This is a genomic window from Streptomyces sp. NBC_00443 (genome assembly GCF_036014175.1).
Taxonomy (GTDB): Bacteria; Actinomycetota; Actinomycetes; order Streptomycetales; family Streptomycetaceae; genus Streptomyces.
This window is the reverse complement of the sequence record NZ_CP107917.1, coordinates 7,187,896-7,204,093: the sequence shown is the minus strand read 5'-3', so window position 1 is coordinate 7,204,093 and position 16,198 is coordinate 7,187,896. Positions and strand designations below refer to the sequence as shown.

At 70.3% G+C, this 16,198-nt stretch carries 11 protein-coding genes and 1 pseudogene; 6 read left to right on the top strand and 6 right to left on the bottom strand.

The window, feature by feature from the left end; genetic code table 11:
- Positions 1-18: 18 nt before the first annotated feature.
- From OHO27_RS32760 to OHO27_RS32740, 5 genes and pseudogenes are all read left to right on the top strand, one after another.
- Positions 19-1,389, top strand: a complete 1,371-nt coding sequence (locus OHO27_RS32760) for an ABC transporter substrate-binding protein (protein ID WP_328428567.1) — start codon at positions 19-21, stop codon at positions 1,387-1,389.
- Positions 1,386-2,324: a carbohydrate ABC transporter permease gene (locus tag OHO27_RS32755; RefSeq protein WP_328428566.1), complete on the top strand. Its 939-nt coding sequence runs from the start codon at positions 1,386-1,388 to the stop codon at positions 2,322-2,324. Before OHO27_RS32760 ends, OHO27_RS32755 begins: the two co-directional genes overlap by 4 nt.
- Positions 2,321-3,169 (top strand): carbohydrate ABC transporter permease, encoded by an 849-nt coding sequence (locus OHO27_RS32750; RefSeq protein WP_328428565.1) that lies wholly within the window; start codon positions 2,321-2,323, stop codon positions 3,167-3,169. Before OHO27_RS32755 ends, OHO27_RS32750 begins: the two co-directional genes overlap by 4 nt.
- Entirely contained in the window at positions 3,166-4,155 is a 990-nt protein-coding gene (locus OHO27_RS32745; protein ID WP_328428564.1) for a zinc-dependent alcohol dehydrogenase family protein, read from the top strand. Before OHO27_RS32750 ends, OHO27_RS32745 begins: the two co-directional genes overlap by 4 nt.
- A 225-nt stretch (positions 4,156-4,380) precedes the next feature.
- Positions 4,381-5,597, top strand: a pseudogene (locus OHO27_RS32740) (TerD family protein).
- A 399-nt stretch (positions 5,598-5,996) separates the two neighbouring features.
- Here OHO27_RS32740 and OHO27_RS32735 read toward each other — a convergent pair.
- The 6 genes from OHO27_RS32735 to OHO27_RS32710 all read right to left on the bottom strand — a co-directional run bounded on the left by OHO27_RS32735 (position 5,997) and on the right by OHO27_RS32710 (position 14,046).
- Entirely contained in the window at positions 5,997-7,034 is a 1,038-nt protein-coding gene (locus OHO27_RS32735; protein ID WP_328428563.1) for a LacI family DNA-binding transcriptional regulator, read from the bottom strand.
- 90 nt (positions 7,035-7,124) lie between these two features.
- Positions 7,125-8,141 carry a 1-aminocyclopropane-1-carboxylate deaminase gene (locus OHO27_RS32730; RefSeq protein WP_328428562.1) on the bottom strand — a complete coding sequence of 339 codons (1,017 nt, stop codon included), beginning with the start codon at positions 8,139-8,141 and terminating at the stop codon, positions 7,125-7,127.
- A 19-nt stretch (positions 8,142-8,160) separates the two neighbouring features.
- Entirely contained in the window at positions 8,161-8,814 is a 654-nt protein-coding gene (locus OHO27_RS32725) for a GntR family transcriptional regulator (RefSeq protein ID WP_328428561.1), read from the bottom strand.
- A 146-nt stretch (positions 8,815-8,960) separates the two neighbouring features.
- Positions 8,961-10,553, bottom strand: coding sequence for a TROVE domain-containing protein (locus tag OHO27_RS32720; RefSeq protein ID WP_328428560.1), 1,593 nt, complete (start codon positions 10,551-10,553; stop codon positions 8,961-8,963).
- Between the two features lie 341 nt (positions 10,554-10,894).
- Positions 10,895-12,343, bottom strand: coding sequence for an alkaline phosphatase PhoX (locus OHO27_RS32715; protein WP_328428559.1), 1,449 nt, complete (start codon positions 12,341-12,343; stop codon positions 10,895-10,897).
- Between the two features lie 269 nt (positions 12,344-12,612).
- Positions 12,613-14,046, bottom strand: a complete 1,434-nt coding sequence (locus OHO27_RS32710; RefSeq protein WP_328428558.1) for a hypothetical protein — start codon at positions 14,044-14,046, stop codon at positions 12,613-12,615.
- 316 nt (positions 14,047-14,362) lie between these two features.
- Between OHO27_RS32710 and OHO27_RS32705 the strand changes: the two genes are divergently transcribed.
- Positions 14,363-16,189, top strand: coding sequence for an endonuclease/exonuclease/phosphatase family protein (locus tag OHO27_RS32705; protein WP_328428557.1), 1,827 nt, complete (start codon positions 14,363-14,365; stop codon positions 16,187-16,189).
- The last annotated feature ends 9 nt before the right edge of the window (positions 16,190-16,198 follow it).

Sequence of the window (16,198 nt, the reverse complement as noted above, 5' to 3'; positions counted from 1 at the left end):
TACGTCCAGGAGCGATCCATGCGAACCCAGAGCCGACGGAGGCCACCGCGAGCCACGCTCGCCATGGCCGCCGCAGGGACGCTGCTCGCCCCGCTGCTCTCCGGCTGCTGGGTCGGAGCCGGCGGGGCGGGGTCGGGCGGCAACTCGATCAACGTCCTCATGGTCAACAACCCCCAGATGACCGAGTTGCAGAAGCTGGCCCCGGCCTTCACCAAGGAGACCGGCATCAAGGTCAACTTCACCGTCCTGCCCGAGAACGACGTCCGCGACAAGATCAGCCAGGACTTCGCCAACCAGGCCGGCCAGTACGACGTCGCCACCCTCTCCAACTACGAGATACCGATCTACGCCCGCAACGGCTGGCTGAAGGAGATGAACTCCTACGTCGCCAAGGACCCTGCCTACGACGAGCAGGACGTCCTCAAGCCGATGCGCCAGTCCCTCACCGGCGACGACGGCAAGCTCTACGGCCAGCCCTTCTACGGCGAGTCGTCCTTCCTGATGTACCGAAAGGACGTGCTCGAGAAGGAGGGCCTGACGATGCCCGCGCACCCCACCTGGCAGCAGGTCGCGGACATCGCGGCGAAGGTGGACGGCGCCGAGCCGGGCATGAAGGGCATCTGTCTGCGCGGTCTGCCGGGCTGGGGCGAGGTGATGGCCCCCCTCACCACCGTCGTGAACACCTTCGGCGGCACCTGGTTCGACAAGAACTGGAAGGCACAGCTGGACTCCCCCGAGTGGGAGAAGGCGACGAAGTTCTATGTCGACCTGGTCCGCGAGCACGGTGAGTCGGGAGCGGCCCAGTCCGGCTTCGCCGAGTGCCTGAACAACATGACCCAGGGCAAGGTCGCCATGTGGTACGACGCCACCTCCGCGGCCGGTTCCCTGGAGGCGGCGAAGTCCCCGGTCAAGGGCAAGCTCGGTTACGCACCCGCGCCCGTCGACAGGACGGAGTCCTCCGGCTGGCTCTACACCTGGGCCTGGGGCATCCAGCAGGCGTCCCGCAACTCCGACAACGCCTGGAAGTTCGTGTCCTGGGCGTCCAGCAAGCAGTACGAGCAGCTGGTCGGCGACGAGATCGGCTGGTCCAACGTCCCGGCCGGCAAGCGCGCCTCCACCTACGCCAACCCTGCCTACCGCGAGGAGGCGGCCGCCTTCCAGGAGATGACGAAGGAGGCCATCGAGGGCGCCCGCCCGAACGACCCCGGCGTGCAGCCGCGCCCCGCGCCCGGCATCCAGTTCGTCGGCATCCCCGAGTTCACCGACCTCGGCACCAAGGTCTCCCAGGAGATCAGCGCGGCCATCGCCGGACGCCAGTCCGTCGAGTCGGCCCTGAAGAAGTCCCAGCAGCTCGCCGAGAAGATCTCCGAGGAGTACGAGGGGCGATGACAGCGACGACAACGGCCCCCGTGGCCACGACACCTGTGCGCACCAACCGCCAACCGTCCGCCCGCCTGCGCGCCTGGGCGACCCGGGCACCCTTGCTGCCCGCCCTGATCTTCATGGTCGTGGTGACCCAGCTGCCGTTCGTGGCCACGCTGGTGATCTCCTTCTTCGACTGGAACTCCCTCTACCCGGACGCCCGCCACTTCACCGGCATCGACAACTACCGGGAGGTCCTCACCGACGCGGACCTGCGCCACTCGGTGTGGACGACCGTGCTGCTGACGGTCGCGGTGGTGCTGGCGAGCCTGGTGCTGGGGCTGATCCTGGCCCTGCTTCTGGACCGGAAGTTCAAGGGCCGCGGGGTGGTCCGCACCCTGCTGATCGCCCCGTTCCTGGTGGTGCCCGTGGCCGCCGCACTGCTCTGGAAGCATGTGCTCTACAACCCCGAATACGGCCTGTTCAATGGGTTGTTGCACTATGTGGGCGGCCCACAGCCGGACTGGATCTCCAACACCCCGCTCCTCGCGGTCGAGGCCTCACTCGTCTGGCAGTGGACGCCGTTCATGATGCTGATCCTGCTGGCGGGCCTGCAAAGCCGCGACCACGAGCAGATCGAGGCGGCGCGGGTCGACGGCGCAAGTGACTGGCAGATCTTCCGCCACCTGACACTCCCCCACCTGCGCCGCTACCTCGAACTCGGGGCCCTGCTGGGCTCGATCTACATCGTCCAGAACTTCGACGCGGTCTTCACGATCACCTCGGGCGGCCTGGGCACCGCCAACCTCCCCTACACCGTCTACCAGAGCTTCTACCAGGCCCATGAGAACGGCCTCGCCTCGGCCGCGGGCGTCCTGGTGGTCATCGGCTCGATCATCATCGCGACCTTCGCGCTGCGCGTGGTGTCGTCCCTGTTCCGCGAGGAGGTGTCGCGCGCATGAGTGCATTGGCCGTACGACTTCGCAGCCGCCGCAAGGGAGTTGGCCTCGGCCTGGTGGCCTGGCTGCTCGGGATCCTGTTCTTCCTGCCGATCGCGTGGATGGCCCTGACGTCCTTCCACTCCGAGGCGGACGCGGCGACCAACCCGCCGTCCTTCGCCGCGTCGCTGACGCTGGACGGCTACCGGGAGTTCTTCGGCGCGGGCGGCGGCGCGAGCCCCTGGCCGGCGCTGATCAACTCGACGGTGGCATCGGTGGCGTCGACGCTGTTCGTCCTGGTCCTCGCCCTCCCGGCGGCCTACGCCCTGTCGATCCGCCCGGTGAAGAAGTGGACGGACGTCCTGTTCTTCTTCCTGTCGACGAAGATGCTGCCGGCCGTGGCGGGCCTGCTGCCGCTGTACCTGTTCGCGAAGAACACGGACATGCTCGACAACATCTGGCTGCTGGTCATCCTCTACACCTCCATGAACCTGCCGATCGCGGTGTGGATGATGCACTCCTTCCTCGCCGAGATCCCGGTCGCGATCATCGAGGCGGCACGGGTGGACGGCGCGAAGCTGCCGACGATCCTCACGCGCGTGGTGGCCCCCATAGCCCTCCCGGGCATCGCCGCGACGGCCCTGATCTGCTTCATCTTCAGCTGGAACGAGCTGCTGTTCGCCCGAGTACTGACCGGCGTGGTCGCCGAGACCGCCCCCGTCTTCCTGACCGGCTTCATCACCAGCCAGGGCCTGTTCCTGGCGAAGGTCTGCGCCGCGTCGCTCGTCATCTCCCTGCCGGTGCTCGCCGCGGGGTTCGCCGCCCAGGACAAGCTGGTCCAGGGCCTGTCGTTGGGAGCCGTGAAATGAAGGCCGCCGTCATCGAGTCCGTCGGGAAGGCAGTGGTCGCCGAGGTCCCCGACCCGACACCCGGCCCCCGCGAGGTCGTCGTCGAGGTGGCGGCCTGCGGCCTGTGCGGCACCGACCTGCACATCCTGCAGGGCGAGTTCGCACCCAAGCTGCCCATCGTCCCCGGACACGAGTTCGCGGGCGAGGTGGTCGGGGTGGGCACCCAGGTCACGGAGCTGTCGGTGGGCGACCGCGTGGCCGTGGACCCGTCTCTCTACTGCTACGAATGCCGCTACTGCCGTACGGGCCACAACAACCTCTGCGAACGCTGGGCGGCGATCGGCGTGACGACGGCGGGCGGCGCGGCGCGCTATGCGGTGGCCCCGGTCGCGAACTGCGTACGGCTCCCCGACCACGTCCGCACCCAGGACGCGGCCCTGGTGGAACCCCTCTCCTGCGCCGTCCGCGGCTACGACGTCCTGCAGTCCCGCCTCGGCGCCCACGTCCTGATCTACGGCTCGGGCACGATGGGCCTGATGATGCTGGAGCTGGCCAAGCGGACAGGGGCGGCCAGCGTGGACATGGTGGACATCAACCCGGCCCGCCTGGAGACGGCCCGCCGCCTCGGCGTATCGGCCTCTGCGGCCAACCCTGACGAACTGGACCGCCCCCAGGGCTGGGACCTCGTCGTCGACGCCACGGGCAACGCGGCGGCGATCCAGGACGGTCTGGACCGGGTCGCCAAGGCAGGTACGTTCCTGCAGTTCGGGGTCGCGGACTACGCGACGCGCGTCACGATCGACCCGTACCGCATCTACAACCAGGAGATCACCATCACGGGTTCGATGGCCGTCCTGCACAGCTTCGAGCGCGCGGCGGAACTCTTCGCGAACGGCGTCCTCGACCCCGAGATCTTCATCAGCGACCGGATCCCGCTGGAGCGGTACCCGGAGGCGCTGGAGCAGTTCGCGTCGGGGGTGGGGCGGAAGATCGTGGTGGTTCCGTAGGGTTCTTCGAAGGTCGGAGGGGCTGAATTTCCCGCGCCGGTCCAGGCAATCCAGCCCGTCCGGCGTTTGCGGACGAGGCCGTTCAGGCCGAAGCGGGGGTCCGGGGCGGCAGCCCCCGGGACGGGACGGGCAGGGGCGGCGGGGGTGAGATCCGCGGCCCCCGCCGAATGGCCGTGGGTAAGGGAACGGTAAAGCGCCCCCGCTCGTTCACGGACCATGACAGCTATGACCCCCGGCTCGAACATCCCTCTCTCCGCCGCGCGCGTGACGGTGGACGTCGCCGCCCCGGTGCGGCTCGACGTATCGGGCCTGCTGCTCACCGCCGACGGCAAGGTGCGCTCCGACGACGACTTCATCTTCTACAACCAACCGTCCGGCCCCGGCGTGACGTACCGCTCGGGCGGCGGCACCAACCCCGACGCGATCATGGTCGACACCTCGGCCGTACCCCCCGGCATCGAGAAGATCGTCGTCACCGCCAGCCCGGACGCCGCCGGCCAGACCTTCCAGGGCGTCGAACCGACGGCCACCATCCGCAACGCGGACGACAACAGCGTTCTTGCCACCTTCACGCCCCCGCAACTCGGCACCGAGACGGCCCTGGTGATCGTCGAGGTGTACCTGCGCAACGGCGCCTGGAAGGCCCGCGCCGTCGGCCAGGGCTACGCGAACGGTCTGGCCGGCATCGCCACCGACTTCGGCGTCACGGTCGAGGAACCGGCCCCGGCCCCGGCCGCCCCCGTGGCCCCGCCGCAGCCCACGATGCAGCCCCCGGCCACCCCGCCGGCCCCGCCCATGTCCACCCCGGCGCCCCAGGCACCCCAGCCCCCGCCGCTCCCCCGGCCCCGCCCGCCCCCGGCACCGGAAAGATCAACCTGGACAAGGGCCGCGTAAGCCTCCAGAAGAACCAGACGGTCTCCCTCGTCAAGGGCGGCCGCCCCCTGCTCTCCCAGGTCAAGATGGGCCTCGGCTGGGAGCCCGCGTACCGCGGCAAGGACATCGACCTGGACGCCTCCGTCATCGCGTACGGCCCGCAGCGCAACCACATCGACAGCTGCTACTTCGGCAAGCTCCAGATCGTGCAGGGCGCGATCCGCCACTCCGGCGACAACCTCACCGGCGAGGGCGGCGGGGATGACGAGGTCATCACCGTGGACCTCGGGCGCCTGCCCCAGGAGGTCACCGGACTCGTCTTCACGGTCAACTCCTTCTCCGGCCAGAAGTTCACCGAGGTCGCCAAGGCCTACTGCCGACTGATCGACGCCGCGTCCGGCGAGGAACTGGTCCGCTTCGACCTCACCAACGCCGAAGCACAGACGGGCGTGATGATGGCGAAGCTGATCAAGCAGTTCTCCGGCGAGTGGGAGATGACGGCCATGGGCGACTTCGTGAAGTCCCGCACGGTGAGGGGAATGGTGAAGCCGGCGGCCCAGGCGCTGTAGGCGGCCGTACGACGTCCAGGGCGCCCCCGGTCGAAGGGGGCGCCCGGCGCGACCGGAGCCCGGGGAGGCGGCAGCGGTCACACCTTCGTGGCGCCCGCCGCCAGATCCCGAAGGAAGTGCCGCGCCCCGATGAGGAACACGACGACTTGTCCGGGTTGATCATGACGACCAGCGGCCAGATGTAGTCGTTATGTCGGCGACTTCGTCCAAGTGGCCGGCATCGCGCTGCGGGGAGATCGCTGGACGGAGATCGTTGTGGGGAGATGTGGTCCATGAGCGTTCACGTGAACGCTGCCGTCGCACATCGAGGCGGCCGAAAAGCAGTGTCAAGGGACGTGCACGGCCCATGAGTTGCGGCGTTCTGGCTGTGTGCCGAGGCGCCGCCGGCCCACCGTGCCGTCAGGCCGAGGCCCTCACCACCAGCTCCGGGACCACCCACGCCGCTGCGCCACGCAGCGGTTCCTCACCGGCGCGCAGCCGGGCGACCTGCTCGACGGCCAGCCGTCCCAGCCGCCGTTTGTCGATGTGCAGCGTGGTCAGCGCGGGCTCCACCAGCTCGCCCAGCGACAATCCGTCGAAGCCCATGACGGCCAGGTCTTCCGGCACCTGTCGGCCGTGCCGCCGGGCGGCACGCATGGCGCCGACCGCGATCAGGTCGTTGAAGCCGAAGACGGCCGTGACGTCGGGCCGGGCGTCCAGCAGCCGCTCCATGCCGGCCTCACCCCCGGCCACGCTGTGCTCGGGACTCAGCGCGATCCAGCTGTCGTCGACCGGCAGACCGTGCCGCCGCGCCAGCTCCAGGAAGGCCTGCCTGCGCCGGGCGGGGCCGTGCACACCGTCCAGCATGCCGATCCGGCGGTGCCCCGCGGCGACCAGGTGCGCCATGCCCTGTTCGAGACCGGCGGCGGCGTCGATGCCCACGGCCGCGAAACGGGTCTGCTGCGGCCCTCGTTCCAGCAGCACCAGCGGTACGCCGCCGAGGTGCCGGGCGAGCACGTCCTCCGGGCTCTTGAAGTAGCCCACGATCGCGTCGGCCTGATGGGACAGCGCGTCGAGCGCGTCGCGCTCCCGGGCCTCGTCGATGCGGGAGTCCCACATCACCACCTGCCAGCCGCGCTGCTCGGCCGCCTCCAGCACACCGGCGGCCACCTCGGGAAAGAAGGGGTTCATCAGATCCGGGATCACCAGCCCGGCGGTCACGGTCCCCTTCTGCACGAGGCCGCGCGCGAAACGGCTCGGCCGGTAGTCCAGCAGCCGCGCCGCCTCCAGTACCCGTTCCTTCGTCGCCGGGTCGATCTCGCCCTTGTCGTTGACCGCACGGGAGACCGTCTGCCGTGACACTCCGGCCAGCTTCGCGACATCGTGGATCGTGGCCCGGCGGCGGGGGCCGTCAGGCCGTTCCACACTCGGCTCCCGCTGCTGATCGTCCGCCCACACGCTGTGCACCCTATCCGGCCAGGTGCGCGGCACGGCAGGGCCCGGCACCGCAAGACCGGCCGGACCCCGCAGCTCGGCGCGTCCGGCCGCCTAGAACAGTGCGCTGTACGCGTTCAGCGCGGGCTGCCCGCCGAGGTGTGCGTACAGGACGGTGGACTCCGGCGCGATCTCCCCGCGTGAGACCAGGTCGATCATCCCGGCCATCGACTTGCCCTCGTAGACCGGGTCCGTGACCATGCCCTCGGTCCGCGCCGCCAGCCGCATCGCCTCCAGCGTCGCCTCGTCCGGTATCCCGTACGTGCCCGCGTGGTAGCGGTCGTCGAGCTCGACGTCGGCCTCGGTCAGCTCCCGCTCGACACCGACGAGCCGGCCGGTGTTGCCGGCGATCCGGGCGATCTGCTCGCGTGTGGTGACGGGCTTGGCCGAGGCGTCGATGCCGAGGACCCGGCGCGGGCGGCCGCCCGCCTCCTCCAGGGCGGCGAATCCGGCGACCATGCCGGCCTGCGTGGAGCCGGTCACCGAGCACACGATCAGGGTGTCGAAGAAGACGCCCAGCTCCCGCTCCTGCTCGGCCACTTCGAACGCCCAACCGGCGAAGCCGAGCCCGCCGAGCGGGTGGTCGGAGGCGCCCGCCGGGATCGCGTACGGCTTTCCGCCCGACTCCTCCACATCGCGCAGCGCCTGCTCCCAGCTCTCCTTGAAGCCGATCCCGAACCCGGCCCGCACCAGGCGTACGTCGGCCCCGGCGAGGCGGCTGACGAGGATGTTGCCGACCTTGTCGTACACGGAGTCGGGCCACTCCACCCAACTCTCCTGGACCAGCACGCACTTGAGCCCGGCTCGGGCGGCCACCGCGGCGACCTGACGGGTGTGGTTGGACTGCACCCCGCCGATCGAGACGAGCGTGTCGCAGCCCTTCGCGAGCGCGTCGGCGACCAGGTACTCCAGCTTGCGCGTCTTGTTGCCGCCGTACGCGACGCCGGAGTTGCAGTCCTCGCGCTTGGCCCAGAGGGAGGCTCCGCCGAGGTGGGCGGTCAGGCGTTCCAGGGGGTGCACGGGGGACGGGCCGAAGAGGAGGGGGTAACGGTCGTACGAGGAAAGGGACATGGGGTCCTCCCGAGATGAGTCAGTCGCTGTCGCTGTCGGCGAGTTCGGCCAGCCCTCGCCAGATCTCCGCCGTGACCCGGACCGCCTCGTCCACGTCACCGGCCGCGCACGCCTCGATCAGCCGCTCGTGCAGCCCGGCCGAACGGCAGGTCCCGCCCTCGCCGAAGCGCCGGCGCTCCAGGCGGCGGATGAGCGGGGTGTAGCGGGCGACGGTGGCGGCGGCCGTGCGGTTGCCGCTCACCCGCACCAGCACGTCGTGCAGTTCGTCGTCGGCCCGCAGGGCGAGGTCCACCTGGCCGGCCGCGACGGCGGCGGCGAAGCGCTCGTTGGCGGCGCGCATGATCTCCACGTCCGCGGCTGCCAGCCGGGGTACGGCGACCCGCGTCACCAGCTCGTGCATGGCGCCGACGACGGCGGCCGCGTCGCGGACTTCGGCGGCGACGACCGACGTCACGCGCGTGTAGCTCTGCGGCTTGCTCTCCAGCAGCCCCTCGTCCACGAGCCGCGAGAACGCCTCGCGCACCGGCGCCCGGGACAGTCCGAGCCGCTCGGCGAGATCGGCGTCCCGCACCACCGCGCCGGGCTCGATCTCCCCGGCCACGATGGCGTCCCTGATCGCTTCGTAGGCCCGGTCCCTGAGCAGGGTGCGGGCTACGGGTCGTATCGCCTCCACAAATTGAAATGTTAGATGTCAGTCAGGGCGGCGACAAGGAGTGGACTAAGGGACATGGACAAAGGGACGTGGACATGAGAGTGGCCCGCACTCCCCACGTGGTGCGGGCCACTCTCGACTCAGGCGGCTCGGGCAGCTCAGGCAGCTCAGGCGGCTCGGTCAGCCCAGGGCCAGTTGGCGTCCCGAGCTCCCTCCAGCAGCGGCACCATCCGGAAGGCCGCGTCCGAGAGCCCCCCGAAGGTGTGCCGGTTGCCCGCCCCCGACGGGCCGTGGCCCGCCCGGTACCCGGCGAGGTTCCAGGTGTAGACCGGCACGTCGGCCGGGACCTGCTCGGTCGGGTCGCCGTGGTTGCTGGGGGCGTACTGCTCGTCGGTGACGATCAGCACCCGGTCGTGCTTGCGGTAGTGCCGGCGCACGGCCTCGGTGGTGTTCGTGCCGCCGAGGTCCCCGAAGCGCCCCAGGACCTTCAGCACCGACTCGCCCTTGCGGAAGGCGATCTCGCCGCTGCCCGTGCCGAACTGGACGAGATCCGCGTCCGCCGCCCGCAGTGCGAGCGCCGTGCCGAAGATCGCCGCCGCGTCGGCCCGGTTGAGCTGCGAGCGGTCGGACAGCCGGGACCAGAACATCGAGCCCGAGCGGTCGACGAGCACCAGCGTCCGGCCGGGCAGCGTCGGCACCTGCGCCAGTGAGTGGCCGAGCGCCTGCTCCAGCGGGTACGCCCAGCGCAGCGACGGCGCGTGCTGGTACGCGGCGAGGTACCGAAAGGGGAACTGCCGCGACCGTACGACCTCCGCCGGATCACTGATCCGGGCGGCGACCCGCGCCGCCACCTCGTCCGAGACCCCGGCCTCGTCGAAGTTCCGCAGGTTCCTGGCGAGCGCCATGGCGCCCATCGACGGAATCACCGCCTCCCAGGCCTCCTTGTCCATCGGCCCCTGCAGCCAGCCGGCCAGTGCCTCCCACGTCATCCCGGCCGCCGCGAGCCGCTCGGCACCGCCGTCCGACGTGACCACCGCACGCCGCTGTTCGACGGGCAGTGCCATCAGCTCGCGATGGGCGACCAGCGTCCGGTCGGACGCGGGCGGCACGGCGGTGTCCGGGCTGTGCCGGCGGTCGAGGGCGTACTGGAACAGGTCGCCCTGCCACGGCTTGTCCGGGTCCGGGGCCGCGTGCACCACGTTGAGGATGTCGCCGAAGCGGTAACCCTTGGACGCGGTGTCGTACTTCAGCAGCGACCTGCCGCTGTAGAGCCGGCGTACGGCGTCGGCGACACCGCGCTTGACCGGCTTCGGGACGTTACGGCCGTACAGCGCGGTCCAGTACCCGAGCAGTTCGCCGGGCTCGTCCGGCCGCTGGAGTACGGAGGCGATGACCTGCCGGTTCGACGGACCGTCGGTGGCCCCGGCGTCCAGACGGGCCTTCACGTACTCGGCGGCGCCCACGATCGCGGCCGTACGGAGGTTGCCCTCGCCGCGCAGCCAGCCGAGCAGGCCGGCGGTCCACTCGGGATCCGTGACGGCGAGTTCGCCCACGAGGCGCGCGAACCGGTCGTCACGGTCGGCGCCGGACTCGTAGAAGGTCTGCTGCGAGACGAAGTTGGCGACCGACAGCAGGAAGAGCTCGGAGCGCGCGTCGCGCTCACGTCCCAGGCCGCCCTCGTAGGTACGGAGCACTCGCCCCGTCGAGGTGACCCGCGAGGTCGGCCGCGCCTTGGCGGCGCGCCTGTTGAATCGTGCCATGGTGAATTCCCCCCGAATTCGTTTGCGTTTCGGAGGGAGACGCAGCAAAAGGTGGGTGCCCGAGATCAGGAGTCGGCGACGGACTTTAGTCGGATGCTCTATCCGATTGAGCTACACCGACCCGAGGTCGGTGACGGGATTCGAACCCGCAACCATCTGATCCAATGAAGTAACCGTTGCCTGCGCACCGGGCACCCACCATGAGCTGCGCCTCCCGAGATCAAGTCGGCGGCGGCATCTGATTCTCTGGAAAAGAAGTAGCCGCTGCCATCGCACCGGGAGGTGCGTGACGTTGTGATCTCACTGTAGGAGGCGCAACTCGGGCCGGGCGACCGAATTAATTACCGCCGCTGCCGCTTCCACGGCCCCGTGATCGCGAGCATGATGCCCGGGGTCTGGATGTTGGCGTAGAGGGTCTTTCCGTCGCACGAGAACGTGACGCCGGTGAACTCGCTGTATTCCGGCTCGTCCTCGGTGCCGATGTTCAGCTCGTTGCGGGCGATCGGGTACGTGCGGCCGCTGTCGGTGGCGCCGAAGAGGTGCTGGACGCCCTCGCCGTCCTCGGCGATGACGAGGCCGCCGTACGGGGAGACGGTGATGTTGTCCGGGCCGTCGAAAGCGCCGTCCTTGGACGGGTCGGGGTTGACGCCGAGCAGGACCTTCAGGGTGAGGGTGCGGCGCTTGGGGTCGTAGAACCAGACCTGGCCGTCGTGCCGGCCGGGGCTCTCCTCACGGGCGTACGAGGAGACGATGTAGGCGCCGCCGTCGCCCCACCACATGCCCTCCAGCTTGCGGGCGCGGGTGATCTCGCCGGCGGCGAACTGCTTGCGCACGGGAGTGGTCTTCGCGTCCCGGTCGGGGACGTCCACCCAGTCGACGCCGTACACCGTGCCGATCTTCGTGGCACGGGAGAGGTCGTCGACGAACTTGCCGCCTGAGTCGAAGCACTTGGGCGCCTGGAGGACACCGGCGTCGTCGGCCAGCTTGCGGAACTTGCCGCGGCCGTACTCGAAGCCCTTCGGCGGGGTCCAGCGGAAGAACAGGCCGTTGGGCGAGGCCGCGTCCTCGGTGAGGTAGGCGTGGCCGCGCTTGGGGTCGATGACGACGGCCTCGTGGTCGTAGCGGCCGAAGAACTTCAGCGGCTTGGGGTCCTTGTTGGCGCGCCGGTCGATGGGGTCGACCTCGAAGACGTAGCCGTGGTCCTTGGTCATGCCGTTGGTGCCGGCCTTGTCGGAGTTCTCCTCGCAGGTGAGCCAGGTGCCCCAAGGGGTGCTGCCGCCCGCGCAGTTGGTGGAGGTGCCCGCGATGCCGACCCATTCGGCGACCTGCCCGCCGGGGCGGACCTCGACGACGGTGCAGCCGCCGGCCGCGGCGGGGTCGTAGACGAGGCCCTCGGTGAGCGGGACGGGGTGGTCCCAGTCGGCGCGCGGGCCCTTCAGCTCGTGGTTGTTGACGAGGAGGGTCGTGCCGCGCGGGCCGTCGAAGGTGGCCGTGCCGTCGTGGTTCGAGGGGGTGAACTCGCCCGACTCCAGCTTGGTCTTACCGCTGTAGGTGATGATCCGGTACTTGAACCCGGCGGGCAGGGCGAGGAGGCCCTTCGGGTCCGGGACGAGGGGTCCGTAGCCGACACCGCCACAGTGGGCGTCCGCGGACTCCTCGCTCGCGGTCTCGGACTCCGTGGACGCGAGCGCGTTCGGCGCGGTGGCGAGAACGCCGGCGCTGCCCGCCAGCGCGACACCGGCCCCGGTGATCGCGGAATTCCTGGCGAAGTCCCTGCGGGTGAGCGACATGCTGTCTCCTGTGACCGTGGGTGTGCCGTGGAGGGCGGCGAACTCCGGAACGCCGCAACGCTGCCGCTCATGTCTGAACAGGAGTTGAACTGGGGGCGGATTCAGTGGGCCTGCTTCCATGAATCCACGTCGGTCACGGCAGCGCCCCTTCAGGGGCGCGGGGCTGTGTCGATGTGCGGCGCCGCCGCGTGATGCCCTCGACTCCCGGGCCATGTAGTCCCGCGAGTGGGCGCGACCAGCCCCCACGCACCCGCACGCGCGGAACCAGCTCAGCCCCCCTGCTGCGACCGAGCCTTGAACGCAGCCTTCCGCGCTTCCTTCGCGATCTTCTTGTCCGGATGCAGCCGCCCCATCGCCTCCAGCACATCCGCCGTGGCCGGATGCTCGACCCGCCAGGCCGCCGCGAAGAACCCGCTGTGCTGCGCGGCCAGCCCCTCCACCAGGGCCCGCAGCTCGTCGGAGTTCCCCTCGGCCGCGAGCTGCGCGGCAAGCGTGTCGACGGTCAGCCAGAACACCAGGTCCTGGGAGGGCGGGGGCACGTCGGAGAACCCAGCCTCGGTCAGCCAGACCCGGGCCAGCCCGCCCAGCTCCGGATCGTCGAGGACCTCCCGCAGCGCCGGCTCGGCCTCCGCGCCCACCAGGGACAGTGCCTGCTGGCAGCGCAGCCGCCGCAGCGGCGCCCCGGCGTCCAGGCCTCGTGCCGCCGCCAGCAACTCCCGCGCCGCGGCGAGGGGTTCGCGACCGGCCAGCCACTGCACGGTCTCGGCGTGCGCGGCGGCCTGCGGGAAAGTGGCCGTGCCGTCGAGCAGCGCGTCGGCGCCCTTGTCCGCCAGGTCCCCGACCGCGGGCGACTCGAACCCGGCCTCCAGCAGCCGCGCCCGCAGCCCGTACAGCCCGAGCGGGGTCAGCCGCACCATGCCGTACCGCGACACGTCGGTGTCGTCGACGGCGGCGGCCGCCTCCTCGGCGGCCTCGACGTCCGCCATCAGGGCCTCGTCCACCGGGTGGTACTCCACCAGGCCGACCGGCTCCAGCAGCCGGAACTGGTCGTCCAGGCGCATCATCGCGTCGGAGACCTGCTCCAGCACGTCGTTCGTGGGCTCGCCCATGTCGCTGGGCACGATCATCGATGCGGCGAGGGCCGGAAGCGGCACGGGCGTGTCGCCCGGCCCGTCCTCGCTGACCGTCAGCAGGTACAGGTTGCCGAGCACTCCGTCGAGGAACTCCGCGTCGGCCTCGGGGTCCCAGTCCAGCGTGGAGAGGTCGATCTCACCGCCCGCGTCCATGGCGTCGACCAGGTCGTCGAGGTCGGGCACGCTCGCGTCCGCGAGCACCGTCTCCAGTGCCACGAGCCACACCGCGAGCACGTCCTGCGGCGAGCCGCCGGTCAGCAGCGCCAGGTCCGCGCCCACCGCGACGGTGCCCGCGTCCTCGTCGACGATCTCCACCAGCCCGGTGTCGACGGCGACGCGGAAGGCCTCACTGGCGTACGCGGCGGCGTCGTCCCCGCTCAGGCCGAGCACCGCGGCGGCGGCCGGCAGCTGCTCTTCGACCAGGCCTCCCCCCGCGTCGACCCGGGTGTCGGGCCCGGCCCAGCGGGCCAGCCGCGCGGCCCGGGCAAGCAACGGCGTGGACAGGGCGTCCCGCGCCAGCTCCGCTTCGGGATGCAGCCGCACCGGCGGCAGGGGGGAGCTGTCTGACATCGGCTGGTTCTCCTAGGGCGTTCCGCAGGGCCGTAGGCGTCACGGCCCAGCCGCTCCACTTCACGGCTCAACCGCTCAGCCTAGACGGGTTTCCACCTATGCCGCCCGGTTCATCTCCCCGCCGGGCGGTGTACATGGCCGAAACCTTGACAAGTGACCGGAGCAGGCAGGAGATTGACGCGCGTAGAAATCGAGCGGACATCTGTTCACTGTATTTTCTACGCGCGTCGCCGCCGCCCCACCGGTCGCGCCTGCACCGACCGTTCCACGCACCACCCTCGTCCCGGCGCCCACGTATGTCCCCGGAGGGATCCCGTTGCCGAGCAAGAAGTCCGCGCGCCTCGCCGCGCTCACCGTCGCCGCCGTATGTTCCGCGGCGTCCACCGTTGTCCTCACGTCCCCCGCGCACGCCGACTCCGTGCGCATCCATGACATCCAGGGCAGCACCCGCATATCCCCGTACGCCGGCAAGCAGGTCACGGACGTGGCCGGAATCGTCACCGGCGTGCGCACCTACGGCTCGTCCAGAGGCTTCTGGATCCAGGATCCGGACGCCGACGCCAACTCGGCCACCAGTGAGGGCGTCTTCGTCTTCACCAGCTCCGTCCCGAAGGTCGCCGTCGGCGACTCGGTCCTGGTGGCGGGTACGGTCTCCGAGTACGTCCCCGGCGGCACGGCCTCCGGCAACCAGTCGCTGACCGAGATCACCAAGCCGACCGTCACCGTCGTCTCCAGCGGCAACACCGTCCCGGCCGCGAAGGTCGTCGACGAGGACTCGGTGCCGGACCGGTACACGCCGGCCGGCGACGTGGCCGCGAAGGGCTCGATCGACGGCCTGACGTTGCGGCCGTCGAGGTACGCCCTCGACTACTACGAGTCCCTGGAGGGCATGAACGTCGAGGTCGCCGACGCCCGCGTGGTCACGGCGACCGACGACTTCTACGAGCTGTGGGTGACGGTGAAGCCGTGGGAGCACCGCAACCGCCGCGGCGGCACGGTCTACGGCTCCTACGACTCCCAGAACACCGGCCGGCTGCAGATCCAGTCGCTCGGCCCCGGCGCCGAGTTCCCGGCCGCGAACGTGGGTGACACCCTCACCGGCACCACCGCCGGCCCGCTGGACTACAACCAGTTCGGCGGCTACACCCTCGTCGCGAGCGAGCTCGGCACCGTCAAGAGCGGTGGCCTCAAGCGGGAGACGACCCAGAAGCAGCGGCGCGACGAGCTGGCGGTCGCTACGTACAACGTCGAGAACCTCGACCCGTCCGACGCGACGTTCGCCGAGCACGCCTCCGCGATCGTGAACAACCTCCAGTCGCCCGACATCGTGTCCCTGGAGGAGATCCAGGACAACAACGGCGCGAAGAACGACGGCACGGTCGCCGCCGACCAGACGGTGGGCAAGCTGATCGACGCGATCGTCGCGGCGGGCGGCCCGGCCTACGACTGGCGTTCCATCGACCCGGTCGACAAGGCCGACGGCGGCGAGCCGGGCGGCAACATCCGCCAGGTGTTCCTGTTCAACCCGAAGCGGGTCTCCTTCACCGACCGCGCGGGCGGCGACGCCACGACCGCCGCCGGTGTGACCAAGGTGAAGGGCAAGGCGGCGCTGACGGTCTCCCCCGGCCGTATCGACCCCGCGAACGCGGCCTGGACGAACAGCCGCAAGCCGCTGGCCGGCGAGTTCGAGTTCCGCGGCCGCACGGTCTTCGTGATCGCCAACCACTTCGCCTCCAAGGGCGGCGACCAGTCGCTGCACGCGCAGTACCAGCCGCCGACCCGCAGCTCGGAGACCCAGCGTCACCTCCAGGCGACCGCGGTCAACACCTTCGTCAAGGACATCCTGGCCGTCCAGAAGAACGCGGACGTCGTCACGCTCGGCGACATCAACGACTTCGAGTTCTCCGGCACCACCCAGCTGCTGGAGGACGACGGCGCCCTGTGGTCGGCGATCAAGTCGCTGCCCAGGAGCGAGCGTTACTCCTACGTCTACCAGGGCAACGCCCAGACGCTGGACCAGATCCTGGTCAGCCCGTCGATCCGGCGTTCCTGCGACTTCGAGTACGACAGCGTGCACGTCAACTCGGAGTTCAACGACCAGATCAGCGACCACGACCCGCAGGTGCTGCGGTTCCGTCCGTAACCTCCGGTG

Coding starts and splice junctions, on each gene's coding strand:
- OHO27_RS32760 (WP_328428567.1), top strand. CDS start 19: ATGCGAACCCAGAGCCGACGGAGGCCACCGCGAGCCACGCTCGCCATG.
- OHO27_RS32755 (WP_328428566.1), top strand. CDS start 1,386: ATGACAGCGACGACAACGGCCCCCGTGGCCACGACACCTGTGCGCACC.
- OHO27_RS32750 (WP_328428565.1), top strand. CDS start 2,321: ATGAGTGCATTGGCCGTACGACTTCGCAGCCGCCGCAAGGGAGTTGGC.
- OHO27_RS32745 (WP_328428564.1), top strand. CDS start 3,166: ATGAAGGCCGCCGTCATCGAGTCCGTCGGGAAGGCAGTGGTCGCCGAG.
- OHO27_RS32730 (WP_328428562.1), bottom strand. CDS start 8,141: ATGTCCCTTTCCTCGTACGACCGTTACCCCCTCCTCTTCGGCCCGTCC.
- OHO27_RS32720 (WP_328428560.1), bottom strand. CDS start 10,553: ATGGCACGATTCAACAGGCGCGCCGCCAAGGCGCGGCCGACCTCGCGG.
- OHO27_RS32715 (WP_328428559.1), bottom strand. CDS start 12,343: ATGTCGCTCACCCGCAGGGACTTCGCCAGGAATTCCGCGATCACCGGG.
- OHO27_RS32710 (WP_328428558.1), bottom strand. CDS start 14,046: ATGTCAGACAGCTCCCCCCTGCCGCCGGTGCGGCTGCATCCCGAAGCG.